The sequence below is a fragment of the Streptomyces sp. NPDC002580 genome, from assembly GCF_042889485.1.
In the GTDB taxonomy this organism is placed as follows: domain Bacteria; phylum Actinomycetota; class Actinomycetes; order Streptomycetales; family Streptomycetaceae; genus Streptomyces.
Genome location: NZ_JBIAQZ010000004.1, coordinates 1 through 13652, shown reverse-complemented (window position 1 = coordinate 13652; position 13652 = coordinate 1). Strand labels below are relative to the sequence as shown.

14 protein-coding genes are annotated in these 13652 nt (G+C 72.4%); 4 read left to right on the top strand and 10 right to left on the bottom strand.

Annotated features, from left to right (window positions below; translation table 11 throughout):
- Window positions 1–9: 9 nt before the first annotated feature.
- Complete coding sequence (locus ACFYW7_RS14230) at window positions 10–771, bottom strand: creatininase family protein (protein ID WP_389501719.1); 762 nt, start codon at window positions 769–771, stop codon at window positions 10–12.
- Window positions 772–811: 40 nt separating this feature from the next.
- Between ACFYW7_RS14230 and ribA the strand changes: the two genes are divergently transcribed.
- Window positions 812–1519, top strand: coding sequence for a GTP cyclohydrolase II (gene ribA / locus ACFYW7_RS14225; RefSeq protein ID WP_389501717.1), 708 nt, complete (start codon window positions 812–814; stop codon window positions 1517–1519).
- A 214-nt stretch (window positions 1520–1733) separates the two neighbouring features.
- On the opposite strand, the gene ACFYW7_RS14220 is transcribed toward ribA, so the two are convergent.
- Genes ACFYW7_RS14220 through ACFYW7_RS14210 form a run of 3 tightly spaced genes read right to left on the bottom strand, consistent with a single transcriptional unit; the run spans window position 1734 to window position 5032 of the window.
- A complete protein-coding gene (locus ACFYW7_RS14220; RefSeq protein WP_389501715.1) occupies window positions 1734–2966 on the bottom strand; it encodes a serine hydrolase domain-containing protein in 1233 nt (410 codons plus the stop codon).
- A gap of 30 nt (window positions 2967–2996) precedes the next feature.
- On the bottom strand, window positions 2997–4454 hold the full coding sequence (locus tag ACFYW7_RS14215; RefSeq protein WP_389501713.1) for an MFS transporter: 1458 nt from the start codon (window positions 4452–4454) through the stop codon (window positions 2997–2999).
- A complete protein-coding gene (locus ACFYW7_RS14210; RefSeq protein WP_389501710.1) occupies window positions 4451–5032 on the bottom strand; it encodes a TetR/AcrR family transcriptional regulator in 582 nt (193 codons plus the stop codon). Before ACFYW7_RS14210 ends, ACFYW7_RS14215 begins: the two co-directional genes overlap by 4 nt.
- 131 nt (window positions 5033–5163) lie before the next feature.
- Here ACFYW7_RS14210 and ACFYW7_RS14205 point away from each other — a divergent pair, with 131 nt between their 5' ends.
- Window positions 5164–5613, top strand: a complete 450-nt coding sequence (locus tag ACFYW7_RS14205) for a PPOX class F420-dependent oxidoreductase (RefSeq protein ID WP_389501708.1) — start codon at window positions 5164–5166, stop codon at window positions 5611–5613.
- 104 nt (window positions 5614–5717) lie between these two features.
- On the opposite strand, the gene ACFYW7_RS14200 is transcribed toward ACFYW7_RS14205, so the two are convergent.
- Window positions 5718–7013, bottom strand: a complete 1296-nt coding sequence (locus ACFYW7_RS14200) for an MFS transporter (RefSeq protein ID WP_389502690.1) — start codon at window positions 7011–7013, stop codon at window positions 5718–5720.
- Between the two features lie 324 nt (window positions 7014–7337).
- The gene (locus ACFYW7_RS14195) at window positions 7338–8003 is read right to left on the bottom strand and encodes a TetR family transcriptional regulator (protein WP_389501705.1); all 666 of its coding nucleotides are present in this window, start codon (window positions 8001–8003) and stop codon (window positions 7338–7340) included.
- A 199-nt stretch (window positions 8004–8202) separates the two neighbouring features.
- Here ACFYW7_RS14195 and ACFYW7_RS14190 point away from each other — a divergent pair, with 199 nt between their 5' ends.
- Both ACFYW7_RS14190 and ACFYW7_RS14185 read left to right on the top strand, forming a co-directional pair.
- On the top strand, window positions 8203–9078 hold the full coding sequence (locus ACFYW7_RS14190; RefSeq protein WP_389501703.1) for a shikimate dehydrogenase: 876 nt from the start codon (window positions 8203–8205) through the stop codon (window positions 9076–9078).
- 297 nt (window positions 9079–9375) lie between these two features.
- Window positions 9376–11283: a bifunctional sugar phosphate isomerase/epimerase/4-hydroxyphenylpyruvate dioxygenase family protein gene (locus ACFYW7_RS14185; protein WP_389501701.1), complete on the top strand. Its 1908-nt coding sequence runs from the start codon at window positions 9376–9378 to the stop codon at window positions 11281–11283.
- A 176-nt stretch (window positions 11284–11459) separates the two neighbouring features.
- On the opposite strand, the gene ACFYW7_RS14180 is transcribed toward ACFYW7_RS14185, so the two are convergent.
- The 4 genes from ACFYW7_RS14180 to ACFYW7_RS14165 form a co-directional block, all read right to left on the bottom strand.
- Window positions 11460–11915 (bottom strand): tellurite resistance TerB family protein, encoded by a 456-nt coding sequence (locus ACFYW7_RS14180; protein WP_389501699.1) that lies wholly within the window; start codon window positions 11913–11915, stop codon window positions 11460–11462.
- 78 nt (window positions 11916–11993) lie between these two features.
- Window positions 11994–12605 (bottom strand): histidine phosphatase family protein, encoded by a 612-nt coding sequence (locus ACFYW7_RS14175; protein ID WP_389501697.1) that lies wholly within the window; start codon window positions 12603–12605, stop codon window positions 11994–11996.
- An 8-nt stretch (window positions 12606–12613) separates the two neighbouring features.
- Window positions 12614–13492, bottom strand: a complete 879-nt coding sequence (gene gnd / locus ACFYW7_RS14170) for a phosphogluconate dehydrogenase (NAD(+)-dependent, decarboxylating) (protein WP_389501695.1) — start codon at window positions 13490–13492, stop codon at window positions 12614–12616.
- 10 nt (window positions 13493–13502) lie between these two features.
- Window positions 13503–13652, bottom strand: a 150-nt coding sequence (locus ACFYW7_RS14165) for a hypothetical protein (protein ID WP_389502688.1), incomplete at its 5' end; no start/stop codon positions are given.

Genomic DNA, 13652 nt, shown 5'->3' with positions numbered 1-13652 from the left:
AGGGCGTGATCAGTGCAGCGTCTCGGACGTCACGAGCGAGAAGTACGCGCCGAACGACTCGGTCAGCCCGGCGAGGAGTTCCTTCCCCTTCTCGGCGCGGGCCATCGAGGGACGGCCGATGACCCCGGACTCGGTATAGGCCGCCATGCCGAGGGTAAGCAGATGACGACGGTCGTCGGCGACGAAATCGGAGGCCTCATAACCGTCTTTGACGTATTCCGGATGGGCGTGCAGGAGAATGGACGTCTCGATTTCTCCCGCGTGCATATCGGTGAGCAACGACGTCTGCACACCGGCCCGTTCGCAAGCGCCTTCCCAGTCCTCCATCGCGGGAAAAAGTGCCATGCGCGTGCCCGTTCCGGCGGATTCCTGCACTACATTGCCCAGTACGTAATTTCCGCCGTGTCCGTTGACCACCACCAGGGTGTCGACACCCGAGCGGCGCAAGGAAGCGGCGATGTCCCGGACGACCGCGTACAGGGTGACGGCGGAGATGCTCACGGTGCCCGGCCAGTCGGCGTGCTCGTGCGAGCAGGAGATCGTCACCGGAGGAAGGAGATGCACCGGATAGGCGTCCGCGATCTCTCGCGCGATGGCGCAGGCCACGAGGGTGTCGGTCGTCAACGGCAGGTGGGCGCCGTGCTGTTCGAGGCTGCCGACGGGAAGGACGGCGACCTGACGGGCGACACCGGCCCCCCGCTCACGGACGTCCTTGGTGGTGTCCAGCGGCAGTACACCGGACGCCGTCGCGCGCGTTCCCGAACCACTCATGTTTTTCACGGCCCTTTCGACTCTGCTTAGGAACCAGATCATGACAGATAACTTTGGCGTACTCGGCGGGAATGCCCACCTCACAGGTGTCGAACGAGTCGTGATTGCCCCACTGCCCACCGAGTTCGGCGATTTCCACGCCGTCGGCTTCTTCGACCACGACCGGGGCGAAGAACAAGTCGTCCTGGTCTACGGCGACTTGGATGCCGTCCGGGAAGGGGACGTGCTCACCCGGCTGCATTCCGAATGCCTCACCGGCGACGCGTTCCGGTCGCAGCACTGCGAGTGCGGCCCCCAGCTCACCGCCGCGCTGCGGGCCATCGTGGCCGAGGGCCGCGGCGTCCTCGTCTACCTCCGGGGCCACGAGGGCCGGGGCATCGGCCTGCTCGCCAAGCTGAAGGCGATGAAGCTCCAGGCGGAGGGCCTCGACACCGTCGAGGCGAACCTCGCCCTCGGGCTGCCGGTCGACGCCCGCGACTACCGGGTGGCGGCGGAGATGCTGCACGACCTCGGCGTACGGTCCGTACGGCTGCTGTCGAACAACCCGCGCAAGCGCGAGGCCCTGGTGCGCCACGGCATCAAGGTCGCCGAGCAGGTGCCGCTGCTGATACCGCCGTGCGAGGACAACCTCACCTACCTGATGACCAAGCGGGAGCGTCTCGACCACCACCTGCCCCACCTGGACGGCGACGAATGGGCGAAGGCGATCCTGTGCGAGTCGGCGAAGACCGCCGTCACCGAGGAATGACCGGGGATACCTCCGCCCGTGGTTCCTCTCGCGTGAGCGGGTGACACGGCCGCCGGACACCGCCGGGGTGACCCCCGCGGTGCCGCGCGGCCGTCACCGCGCCCGGTGACGGCACCGTGGATCCGCCCGGCGGGATTCCGGGCCCGCGCCCACGCGGCGGAAGGGACGGTACGGCCGCGACAAGGGTGCCGTCCCGACGGGGGCGGCCTCGTGGTCACCGAGGGGACCGTACGGCCTCGTGCACCAGCCGCTTGAGCTCGGGGAACACCGAGTGGGAGGCCGTCGGGCGGAGTTGGCTCAGGAACTGCACGGTCAGGTCGCGCCGGGGGTCGACCCAGAACGTCGTGGTGGCCACTCCGCTCCAGCCGAACGCGCCCTCGCTAGACGGCGCTTGGGTGCGGGCCGGATCCACCACGACGGACACGCCGAGGCCGAAACCGAGTCCCGCGTTGCCGGGTTCCCGGTGGACGGCGCTGCCGAAGGCGAGGCGGTCGGCGTTGCCGGGCAGGTGGTTGGTGACCATCAGGTCCACGGTCGCGGGGCGGAGCAGCCGGGCCCCGTCGAGTTCACCGCGCCGCCGGAGCATCTCCATGAAGCGGTGGTAGTCGTGAGCGGTCGCGACCATCCCACCACTGCCGGACAGGAACCGGGGCCGGCCGCGCAGCGGGAGACCGGCGATCGGGACGATCCCTCCCTCGCCGTCCTCCCCGTACAACTCGGCCAGTCTGCCGACCTGTTCGTCCGTGACCTGGAAACCGGCGTCCGTCATCCCGAGCGGGCGCAGGATCCGCTCCTGGACGAAGTCGTCGAGATCCCGGCCGGACACCACCTCGATGACACGGCCGAGGACGTTCGTGGCGACCGAGTAGTTCCACCGGGTGCCGGGCTCGAACTGGAGCGGCAGCCGGGCGTACGCCTCACAGGTCCCGGCCAGGTCCGCGCCGGGTGCCACCGACGACTCCAGGCCGGCGTCCCGGTAGAGCTGGTCCACGGGGTGCGCGTGGTAGAAGCCGAAGGTCAGGCCCGCCGTGTGGGTCAGCAGGTGGCGGATCAGGATGGGCTGTCCTGCCGGCCGGGTCCTCGTGTCCGGCCCCGCCCCGTCGACGTACACCCGTGGTTCCGCGAAGGCGGGAAGGAAGTCCGCCAGGCGGTCGTCCAGTCCGAGGCGGCCCTCCTCGACGAGCATCAGCGCGGCGACCGAGGTGACCGGTTTGGTCATCGAGTAGATCCGCCACAGCGTGTCGCTCTCCACCGGCAGCCCGGCCGCACGGTCACGGCTGCCGTACGTGGTGAGGTGGGCGACGCGGCCGTGCCGGGAGACGGCGACCAGGTGACCGGGCAGCCGGCCCTCGTCGACCAGCCGGGCGAAGTGCCGGTCGAGCCGGTCCAGTGCCCCGGCGTCGAGGCCGACCGATCCCGGCTCGACTTCCTGTCGCAGACGTCCCATGGCTCTCCTCCGAGCTGCGGCTCGTGTCCCTCATCGTCCCGTACGCGCGGGTGAGACGTCCTCCGGGCTCTCCTGGGCGGCGCCCACCGTGTTCTTATGCCCCGGAAGCCGCAGCGCGAGCAGGACGCCCGTCGCGGAGAACGCCGCGAGCGTGGTCAGCGGAAGGCCGACGGCGGCGCCGGGAGCCGCCGCCATCAGCGTGGCCGCGACCGCGATCCCCAGGACGGGCCCGATGTTCATCGCCGTCTGCTGCAGGCCGCCGGCCACCCCGGCCGACGCCACCGGGGCGTGCCGCACGACGACCGCCGTCGCGGTCACCATCACCGTGGCGAATCCGCCGCCCAGCAGCAGGAAGCCGAGTCCGACCGGCAGGGCCGCCGACGACTCGTCGAGCCGGGACAGCAGCAGGACACCGAGCGTGAGGACGAGCGTGCCGGCCAGGGCGGTGCGCCGCGGGCCGAATCTCCGCAGCAGTACGGCGGCGACGGGGGCGCCGAGCACCATGGTGACGCCGCCCGGCAGGGCCCACAGGCTGGTTTCCAGCGGGTCGAGACCCAGTGGGCCCTGGAGGAAGTAGGCGGCGGCGAACAGGGTGCCGAGCATCGCGGCGGACGCGGCCACCAGGATGCCGAGCGCCGCCCCGACCGCCGCCGAGCCGAGGATCTCGGAGGGCACCAGGGGGTTCGCGGCGCGGCGCTCCCGGCGTACGAACGCGGCACCCGCGACGGCCACCACGGCCGTTCCGGCGAACGTCGCACCGGTCCAGCCCGTCTCGGGCACCGCGACCAGCGTCCGCACCAGGGCGGCCAGCGCCACCATCAGCAGACAGGCGCCCGGCAGGTCCAGGTCACCCGCGGTGGTGGGGCCGGCGGACCCGCTCCCCGCCTCGGCGGGCGCTCGCACGATGAGCGCCGCCACTCCCATCACCAGCGTGGGTACGACGTTGAGGAGGAAGACGGCCCGCCAGCCGAAGTGGCTGACCAGCGCGCCGCCGAGCAGCGGACCGGCCGCCGCGGCGAGTCCGATGGCGCTCGTCCGCAGCGCGATGGGCATCCCGAGCCGGTCGGGAGGGTACGCGGCGCGCAGCATCCCGAGGGTGGCCGGTTGCAGCAGCGCTCCGAAGACCCCCTGCGCGACCCGCAGCGCGATCACCCAGCCGATCCCGGGTGCGAGGGCGATGCTCGCGGACACCGCTCCGAACCCCAGGATGCCGAAGGCGAACACCCGTTGATGTCCGAGCCGGTCCCCGAGCCGGCCGGAGAACACCAACAGACCCGCCACCGCGATGAGATACCCGGTGCCGGCCCACTGGACCTGTGCGAACGAGGCGCCCAGGTCGCGTTGCAGGGTGGGCTGCGCGATCGTGAGGACCGTGCCGTCGAGGGCGACGATCACGGCTCCGACGACACTGCCGGCCAGGGTGAGCCACCGGTGTACGGCGGCGCGTGAGGGGCGGGCGGCGGCGTCGCCCGTGGCGGGTGTGTTCACCGTTCCTCCGGTCCGAGGTGCGCGTCGAGCGCCGCGCGCAGCAGCGGTACGAAGTCGTCGGCGCCCGTCGTGAGTCTCAGGCTGCCCCAGCCCCACAGCTGGGCGATGCCGTGCAGGTTCGCCCACAGGGAGCCCGCCACGATCCGGGCGTCGGCGTCCGGGCGCACCCGGCCGACCAGGTCCACCAGCGCCCCGAACATCGGCAGGCTCGTCTCGCGGAGTCCCAGCCTGCCGCTTTCCAGCAGGTCGTGACGGAACATCAGCTCGTACATGCCGCGCTGGGACAGCGCGAAGTCCAGGTAGACCCCCGCCAGTTCGGTGAGGCGGGCGCGGGGGTCGGCCCCGTCGTCCCCGGCCGCCCGCGCCGCCCGGGCCTGGAGGTCGAGGAAGCCGCGGCGCGCGATGGCGGACAGCAGTTCCAGATGGGTCGGGAAGTAGCGGCGCGGGGCGCCGTGGGAGACCCCCGCCCGGCGGGCGATCTCCCGAAGGGTCAGTGCCTGCGCGCCCTCCCTCGTCACGAGGTCGACACCGACGTCGATCAGACGGGTTCTCAGCCCGGTGGTGTCCTCATCGCTCATAGACAGTGTCTACCAGGAGTGGGTAGACACTGTCTACTCGTATGTGCCGGGACGGGGAGCGCGGGCGGGCGGCCCGCCGGTGCGGCCGCCCGCGCGGAATGGCGTGCGGGATGCGGAGCGTTGGTGCAGACATGACTAACGAAGAGACCCCCGGCGTGACGCAGGACGCACTGCTCAAGCTGCTCTCCGAGCACAGGGGCGGAGTCCTGGTCACCCTCAAGAAGGACGGCCGGCCCCAGCTGTCGAACGTCAGCCACTTCTACTACCCCGACGAGCGGATCGTCCGCGTCTCGCTCACCGACGACCGCGCCAAGACCCGCAACCTGCGCCGGGACGACCGGGCCTCCTACCACGTGACCAGCGCGGACCGGTGGGCGTACACGGTCGTCGAGGGCACGGCCGAGCTGACGCCGGTGGCGGAGGACCCGTACGACGAGACGGTCGAGGAACTCATCCGGGTCTACCGGGACGTCCTCGGCGAGCACCCCGACTGGGAGGACTACCGCGCCGCGATGGTCCGCGACCGCCGGCTAGTCCTGCGGCTGCGCGTGGAGCGGGCGTACGGGATTCCCGGACGCTGAGACCGGCCCGCCCAGGACCCGGACGGCCGCGAGTCCCCGAGCGGCTCGGGCCGCTCGGGGACTCGGAAAGGGTTGCGGGCCTCGGTGGACGCGCCCGCGGCGGGTCAGGCGGTGACGGCCTCGCGCCGTGCCGCGTCGGCGGCCGCGTCCCCGCCGAGCCGCTCGCTCGGCACCTGGTGCGTCTCCCGGGCGGTGAGCGCGGCGAGGACCGGGGGCACGCACAGGGCCGCGGTGAACAGGGCCACCGAGGACCAGTCGTCGCCGTCCGGTCCGGCGATCCGCGCCGCGAACGTGACGGCGAACCCGGCCACGGCGAAGCCGATCTGGGTGCCGATCGCCATGCCGGAGAGCCGGACGCGGGTGGAGAACATCTCGCCGTAGAAGGCGGGCCAGACACCGTTCGCCGCGCTGTAGACGACACCGAACGCCAGGATGCCGAAGAGCAGCACCAGGGGGTACGAGCCGGTGGAGATGGCCCACAGGTAGGCGAACATGAGGACCGCGCTGCCCGCGGCGCCGATCAGAAAGACCGGGCGGCGGCCGATGCGGTCGGAGAGCGTGGCCCACGCGGGGATCGCGCCGAGCGCGACCAGGTTGGCCAGGGCCCCCACCCACAGCATCTGCGTCCGGGACAGGCCGACCGTGTCACTGGTGCCGTAGGCCAGCGCCCACACCGTGAAGATCGTGCTGACCGAGGCGATGAGCGCGCCCGCGACGACCCGCAGCACATCCGCCCAGTGCTCGCGGAAGAGCACGGCGAGGGGCAGTTTGACGATCCCCTCGGTCGCGGCCTGCCGGGTGAAGGCCGGAGTCTCCTGGAGCGTGCGGCGGATGACGTAGCCGACCACGGCGACGGCGAGGCTCGCCCAGAAGGGCACGCGCCAGCCCCAGGAGAGCAGTTGGTCCTCGGGCAGCGCAGCCACCGCCAGGAAGACGAGGGTCGCGAGGAGCTGGCCGCCCTGGGTGCCGCTGAGGGTGAAGCTGGTGAAGTAGCCGCGCCGGTTCGGGGGCGCGTGCTCCAGCGTCATCGAGTTGGCGCTGGCCTGTTCGCCGGCCGCGGAGACGCCCTGGAGGACGCGGCAGGCGACCAACAGGACCGGGGCGAGTCCCCCGACCTGGTCGCGGGTCGGCAGGCAGCCGATGAGGAACGTCGACAGCCCCATCAGGATCAGCGTGAAAACCATGATCTTCTTGCGGCCCAGCCGGTCGCCGAAATGGCCCAGGAAGAGCGCGCCCACGGGGCGGGCCGCGTAGGCGACGCCGAAGGTGGCGAGCGACAGCAGCGTCGCGGTGGCCGGGTCGGACTCGTCGAAGAAGACCTTGGGGAAGATCAGGGCCGCGGCGCTGCCGTAGATGAAGAAGTCGTAGTACTCCAGGGCGCTGCCGATCCAGGCGGCCATGGCCGCCTTCCTGGGCTGGCCCTCGGGCGCGTCGAGCGGGACGGCGGGGTCGGACACGGCGTGCTCCTTCGGGGGAACTCCGGGGGACGGGAGTGCGGCGGGGACGGGGAGGGATACCGGCCCCGAGGGTGCGGGTCGGCCGCGCCGGGAGCGCGTCGGGGTGACGACGGTGGCGGTGGCGCGGCTAATTAACCCACTGGATAGTTAGTAGTGGATGGCTAGGGATGCTGCGCCCGCGCTTCCCGGGTGTCAAGGGGGTGCGTCGAAGGATTCCCGCGGCCGGTCGCCCCCGGGGTCCGCGGCCGGGGGCCGTGCCGGCCGCGCTCAGTCGCCGGTGCGGTCCGCGGTCAGATAGGCGATGACCATGTCCCCGAGCATGGCGCGGTAGTGCTCCCGCTGGTCGGCCGCTACCAGGTCGCGGCCGAACAGGGCGCCGAACGTGTGCCGGTTGGAGACCCGGAAGAAGCAGAAGGCGCTGATCATCGCGTGCAGGTCGACGGCGTCGACGTCGGCGGTGAACAGACCGGACTTCCGGCCGGTCGCCAGGATCCGGCCGATCACGTCGAGGGCGGGTGAGCCGATGCGGCCCAGTTCCTCGGAGGCGGCGATGTGTTCGGCCTCGTGGATGTTCTCGATGCTCACCAGGCGGATGAAGTCGGGGTGCGCCTCGTGGTGGTCGAAGGTCAGCTCGGCGAGCCGGCGGATGGCCGCGACCGGGTCCAGGTGCTCGACGTCCAGCTCCTGCTCGGCCTGCCGGATCACCGTGTACGCGCGCTCCAGGACCGCGGTGAAGAGCTGCTCCTTGCCGCCGAAGTAGTAGTAGATCATCCGCTTGGTGGTGCTCGTGCGGGCGGCGATCTCGTCGACCCTGGCACCCGCGAAACCGGCGCGGGAGAACTCCTGTGTCGCCACGTCGAGGATCTCGGCCCGGGTGCGGGCGGCGTCGCGGGTGCGGCCGCCGGGTCGTGCCGGTTCTTCGGCGCTGGTCATCGGGTTCCTTCGGGCGAGGCGGTCGGTGTCCGCGATTCTAGAAGCAGGGCACGGCGACGCGAGGCGGCCCGGGTGCCGCCCTTCCCTTCATGCGGACGACTTGATATGACTAACGAACCGGTTAGTACATTAATCGGTCGCCGGTCGGCCGCCACCGCCCGCCGACCCGCCGCCGACCTCACGCCTCCGGAGGCCCGCCGTGTCCCAGACCTCGTATCTCGTCGGCCTCATCGGCGCCGGAATCGGTCCCTCCCTCAGCCCGGCGCTGCACGAGCGCGAGGCCGAACGGCAGGGACTGCGCTGTCTGTACCGGCTGATCGACATCGACACCCTCGGGGCTCCGCCGGAGGCGGTGGGCGAACTCGTCCGCGCCGCCCGTGACGTCGGCTTCGACGGGCTCAACATCACCCACCCCTGCAAGCAGCTGGTCATCGAGCACCTCGACGACCTCTCCCCGGGGGCGGCGGCACTCGGCGCGGTCAACACCGTCGTCTTCGAGGACGGCCGCGCGATCGGGCACAACACGGACGTCACCGGCTTCGCGGCCTCCTTCGCGCGCGGGCTGTCCGACGTGTCCCTGGAACGGGTCGTCCAGCTCGGCGCGGGCGGCGCCGGGGCGGCCGTCGCCCACGCGGTACTCACCCTCGGCGCCGGGCACATCACCCTCGTCGACGCGATGCCCGACCGCGCCGTCTCCCTCGCCGCCGCCCTGGACCGCCACTTCGGCGAGGGCCGGGCCGCCGCCGCGACCCCGGAGGCCCTCGGGGCCCTGCTCGCCCGCGCGGACGGCGTCGTGCACGCCACGCCCACGGGCATGGCCGCGCACCCCGGACTCCCCTTCCCGGCCGGGCTGCTGCGTCCCGGGCTGTGGGTGGCCGAGGTGGTCTACCGGCCGCTGGAGACCGCGTTGCTGCGCACCGCCCGCGCCGTCGGCTGCGCCACCCTCGACGGAGGAGGCATGGCCGCGTTCCAGGCGGCGGACGCCTTCCGGCTGTTCACCGGCCGGGAACCCGACCCGGCACGGATGCTCGCGGACATCGCCGGTCTGGCGGGCGCGGCGGGGGCCCGGAGCTGAGCCGGCCCCGGGCTCCGGCGCAGGGGTGCCCCGAGACGAGCGCGGTGTGTGTCGGGAGACCTCGCCGCCCGGCCGGGCGGGCGGGCACCGGGTCGGCGGATGCCTCTCGCGCCGCTCCGCACCTCCGTCGCCGCCGCGTCCCTGCGTACGTCCGTCGGCGGCGCGGGCCGTCCCGTACCTCCGCCGGCACCCCGCGTCTCCGCACGTCCGTCGGGGGCGCGAGGTACCCGTATCGCCGCCGACGCCCGCCCGCCCCGGGGGCCCGACCGAAATGAAGCGAACCGAAGGAGCGTCGTCATGCGTACGTCCATCGCCACCGTGTCCCTCAGCGGCTCTCTGACCGAGAAGCTCACCGCAGTGGCCCGGGCGGGGTTCGACGGTGTGGAGATCTTCGAGAACGACCTGCTCGCGAGCCCCCTCACCCCCGAGGAGATCCGGGCCCGCACCACCGACCTCGGTCTGAGCATCGACCTCTACCAGCCGATGCGCGACATCGAGGCGGTCCCCGAGGCGGAGTTCGCGCGCGGCCTGCGACGGGCCCGTCACAAGTTCGAGCTCATGCGCCGACTCGGCGCCGGCACCGTGCTGGTGTGCTCCAGCGTCTCGCCGCTCGCCGTCGACGACGACGCGCTCGCGGCGGAGCAGCTGAGCCGACTGGCCGGACTGGCCGAGGACTTCGGCGTCAAGGTGGCGTACGAGGCGCTCGCCTGGGGCCGGCACGTGAACACGTACGACCGCGCCTGGGGCATCGTCGAGGCCGCGGGGCACCCGGCGCTCGGCACCTGTCTCGACAGCTTCCACATCCTCGCGCGCGGATCGGACCCCAAGGGGATCGAGGACATCCCCGGGGACAAGATCTTCTTCCTGCAGCTGGCCGACGCCCCGCTGATGGCGATGGACGTGCTCCAGTGGAGCCGGCACTACCGCTGCTTCCCCGGGCAGGGCGGCTTCGACCTCGCCGGACTGCTCGCCCACGTCCTGCGGGCCGGCTACCGGGGGCCGCTGTCCCTGGAGGTCTTCAACGACGTGTTCCGGCAGGCCGAGGCGGGACCGACCGCCGTCGACGCCCGCCGTTCCCTCCTGGTCCTCCAGGAGGCGACCCGGCCCCTCCTTCCGGAAGCGGCCGGGCTCGCGGCGCCGCCCGCCCCCGTCGTGCCCACCGGCGTGGCCTTCGCCGAACTCGTCACACCCGACGTCGTCCCCGTCACCGGGCTCCTCGGCGCTCTGGGCTTCCGCCGAGGCGCCCGGCACCGCGGAAAGCCGGTGGACCTCTGGCAGCAGGGCGAGGCCCGCGTCCTGGTCAACACCGGACCGGCCGTCCGGCACGGCGGCACCGCTCTCGCCGCCATCGGCCTGGAGTCACCCGACCCGGCCGCCGCGGCGCTGCGGGCCGAATCCCTCCTCGCCCCCGTCCTGCCGCGCCGTCGGGCCCTCACCGACGCGCCCCTCGACGCGGTCGCCGCACCCGACGGCACCGAACTCTTCTTCTGCGCCGCTCCCGGACTCCCGGCCCCGGCGGAAGAGGGCGGTGACCCCGGCCACCCCGAACCCCGCGACTGGACCGGAGACTTCGAGCCGGTCCCGCCCGCCGGGCCGCCGGAGCGGGCCGGGCAGGATGGCGCGGGGCGGCCCGAGCAGGGGTCGGGCGCCGGTTCCGTGACCCGGATCGACCACCTGGCGCTCACCCAGCCCTGGCACCAGTTCGACGAGGCCGCCCTCTTCCACCGGGGGGTGCTCGGGCTCAGCGGCGGGGAGAGCGTCGACGTCGCCGACCCGTACGGCCTGCACCGCAGCCGCGCCGTCACCAACGCCGAGGGAAGCGTCCGGATCGCCCTGGGCGTGGGGCCCGGGCCCTCGGACGACGGTGCCCGGGCCCAGCACATCGCCCTCGCCACCGACGACGTGATCGAGGCCGCCCGGCGCTTTCGCGCGGCGGGCGGCCGACTGCTGGCGATATCGGCCAACTACTACGACGACCTGGCCGCGCGCTACGGACTCGGCGACGAGGAACTCGCGGCGTACCGCGCGTTCGGCATCCTCTACGACCGGGACGGGGGAGGGGAGTTCCGGCACTGCTACACGGAGAGCGTCGGCCGCGTCTTCTTCGAACTCGTCCAGCGCGACGGCGGATACCAGGGCTACGGAGCGCCGAACGCCCCCGTGCGCCTCGCGGCACAGCGCGCGGCGGGAGGCGCCGGACGCTGACCGGGCGGCACGGTGGAACACGCCCGCCGCTGTCGGGAGTGCCGCCGGACGGGGACGACTCGGGAACCGGGAGAGGACCGACGGATCCCGGCCGCCGTCCCCACCCGCCCGCCCGGCCGGAGGGCAGCGGGTCGGGGAGGCGGCGCGGCCGGGCCCGTTTCTCGCGCAGCGGGTGTCTACAGGTCGAACTCGTGGGGCGGCAGGTCGAGGGTGAAGCACGCCTCGCGGACGACGGCCTGCTCGGTCTTGTCGAAGTCGCCGTCCGCGCCGCCGATGACGATGCCGATCTGGATGACGGCGCGGGCCTCGGCGGGCTTCTTCTTAGCCTTGGCGATCTCCTGGAGAACGCTGACCTTGCCGAAGGCGAAGTCGGCCGTCAGCTTGTTCAGGTTCTCGTCGAAGCGGCGCTGGAGGTCCGTGGCGTCGAAGTTCTGGAGCACTTCGTTCGTGGCGATGAGCTGGGCCACCCGCTGTCGCTCGGACGGGTCGATCGAGCCGTCCGCCGCGGCGACGAGCGCGCACATCGCCATGCTCGCGTCGCGGAAGGCGCCGCTTTTGAGGTCGTTCTTCTTCGCCATGAGCTGGGTCTGCATCGTCGACGCGGATTCCTTGACGCGGTCCCACAGGGCCATGAGAACTCCATACGTAGTCAGGTGTCCGGTCCGCCCGACGGGCGGACCGGACACCCGGTTGCTGCGGCACCGTGGGAACTAGTGGACCGCCGCGGAAGTTCCCCGCTCGTTCCAGGTCGCGATCACCGGATCGCCGTGCTCGGTGGAGAGCCGGCTCACCGTCCCGGTCGCCAGCCGGAACAGCCGCCCCGACCCGGGCGGCAGCCCCAGCCGCCGCGCGGTGAGCACGCGCAGGAAGTGCGCGTGCGCCACCAGCACGACATCACCGGAGTGCTCGCGCAGCGCGGCGTCCACCCGGGTGAGCACCCGGTCGGCGCGCGCCCCCACCTCGCTGGGCGACTCACCGGGGGTGCCGTCCGGGCCGGGCGGCACCCCGTCCTCCCAGAGCACCCAGCCGGGCCGGGTCCGGTGGATGTCGCGGGTGGTGATCCCCTCGTAGCCGCCGTAGTCCCACTCGCGCAGATCGGGGTCGATCCGGGCGCCGGACAGGCCCGCGAGCCCGGCCGTCCGCACCGCGCGGCCGAGCGGGCTGGTGAGGACCCGGGCGAAGGAGCGCCCGGCGAAGAACGGGACCAGGGACCTGGCCTGCTCCTCCCCGTGTCCGGTCAGCGGCAGATCGGTCCGGCTGGTGTGCCGGCCCGTCAGGCTCCACTCGGTCTCGCCGTGACGGACCAGGACGAGGTCGCCCATGACCTCGGCTACTTCGCCGACTCGACGGCGTGGCCGCCGAACTGGTTGCGCAGCGCCGAGATCATCTTCATCTGCGGCGAGTCGTCCTGGCGGGAGGCGAAACGCGCGAAGAGGGAGGCCGTGATCGCGGGCAGCGGCACCGCGTGGTCGATGGCCGCCTCGACGGTCCAGCGGCCCTCGCCGGAGTCCTGCGCGAAGCCGCGCAGCTTGTCCAGGTGCTCGTCGTCGTCCAGGGCGTTGACCGCGAGGTCGAGCAGCCAGGAGCGGATGACGGTGCCCTCCTGCCAGGAGCGGAACACCTCGCGCACGTCGGTGACCGAGTCGACCTTCTCCAGGAGCTCCCAGCCCTCGGCGTAGGCCTGCATCATGGCGTACTCGATGCCGTTGTGGACCATCTTGGAGAAGTGCCCCGCGCCCACCTTGCCGGCGTGCACGAAGCCGAAGTCGCCCTCCGGCTTGAGCGCGTCGAAGACCGGCCGCACCTTCGCTATGTTCTCGGCGTCGCCGCCGACCATCAGCGCGTAGCCGTTGTCCAGGCCCCACACCCCGCCCGAGACTCCCGCGTCGACGAAGCCGATGCCCTTGGCGGCCAGCTCCCGCGCGTGCTTCTCGTCGTCGGTCCAGCGGGAGTTGCCGCCGTCCACGACCGTGTCGCCGGCCTCCAGCAGATCACCGAGTTCGTCGATGACGGTCTGGGTGGCGGCGCCGGCCGGCACCATCACCCAGACCACGCGCGGGCCTTCGAGCGCGCCCACGAGCTCGGTGAGGCTGTGCACGTCGGCGAGGTCCGGGTTGCGGTCGTAGCCGATGACGGTGTGGCCGGCGCGGCGTATCCGCTCGCGCATGTTGCCGCCCATCTTGCCGAGACCGATGAGTCCGAGCTGCATTGTCAGTTCACTACTTTCGGAGAGTGCGGTAAGCGGCCACGAGAGCGGCCGTGGAGGGATCGAGGCCGGGGACGTCGGCGCCTTCGGTGAGGGCGGGTTCGACGCGCTTGGCGAGGACCTTGCCGAGCTCGACGCCCCACTGGTCGAAGGAGTCGATGTT

Bases quoted from the DNA above. Each gene is read 5' to 3' on its own strand.
- ACFYW7_RS14230 (WP_389501719.1), bottom strand. From the start codon at position 771: ATGAGTGGTTCGGGAACGCGCGCGACGGCGTCCGGTGTACTGCCGCTG.
- ribA (WP_389501717.1), top strand. From the start codon at position 812: ATGACAGATAACTTTGGCGTACTCGGCGGGAATGCCCACCTCACAGGT.
- ACFYW7_RS14220 (WP_389501715.1), bottom strand. From the start codon at position 2,966: ATGGGACGTCTGCGACAGGAAGTCGAGCCGGGATCGGTCGGCCTCGAC.
- ACFYW7_RS14210 (WP_389501710.1), bottom strand. From the start codon at position 5,032: ATGAGCGATGAGGACACCACCGGGCTGAGAACCCGTCTGATCGACGTC.
- ACFYW7_RS14205 (WP_389501708.1), top strand. From the start codon at position 5,164: ATGACTAACGAAGAGACCCCCGGCGTGACGCAGGACGCACTGCTCAAG.
- ACFYW7_RS14200 (WP_389502690.1), bottom strand. From the start codon at position 7,013: ATGGCCGCCTGGATCGGCAGCGCCCTGGAGTACTACGACTTCTTCATC.
- ACFYW7_RS14195 (WP_389501705.1), bottom strand. From the start codon at position 8,003: ATGACCAGCGCCGAAGAACCGGCACGACCCGGCGGCCGCACCCGCGAC.
- ACFYW7_RS14185 (WP_389501701.1), top strand. From the start codon at position 9,376: ATGCGTACGTCCATCGCCACCGTGTCCCTCAGCGGCTCTCTGACCGAG.
- ACFYW7_RS14180 (WP_389501699.1), bottom strand. From the start codon at position 11,915: ATGGCCCTGTGGGACCGCGTCAAGGAATCCGCGTCGACGATGCAGACC.
- ACFYW7_RS14175 (WP_389501697.1), bottom strand. From the start codon at position 12,605: ATGGGCGACCTCGTCCTGGTCCGTCACGGCGAGACCGAGTGGAGCCTG.
- gnd (WP_389501695.1), bottom strand. From the start codon at position 13,492: ATGCAGCTCGGACTCATCGGTCTCGGCAAGATGGGCGGCAACATGCGC.